1 protein-coding gene is annotated in these 252 nt (G+C 61.1%); it reads left to right on the top strand.

Annotated elements, in window-relative coordinates:
• Positions 1 to 252, top strand: a 252-nt coding sequence (locus ACN6NG_RS30050; protein ID WP_474317564.1) for an immunoglobulin-like domain-containing protein, incomplete at both ends; no start/stop codon positions are given.

The following is a 252-nucleotide window of genomic DNA, read 5'->3' as shown; positions in this document are numbered from 1 at the left end:
CCAACGACGCGCAGGGTGAAGACGTCTATGTCGACGGCGGCTCCCTGACTGTGAGCATCACCGGTACGAGCGTGCCGGATGGTCGCTCGTTCGAGAACCTGGTGCTGACCAAGCCTTCTGCCAGCGTCGAAATCAAGGACACCCTGACCGAAGTTGTGGCCAAGCTGACGGCTACCGAGCAAGTGACCGAAGGCGGCAACATCGTCTACACCGTCACCTTGACCGGCCCGACTGGCTTGCCGATCAACAACC

The sequence above is a fragment of the Pseudomonas sp. TSO6 genome, from assembly GCF_056098905.1.
Note: the sequence above shows the minus strand (reverse complement) of the source record. Positions and strands in the feature narration are given on the sequence as shown.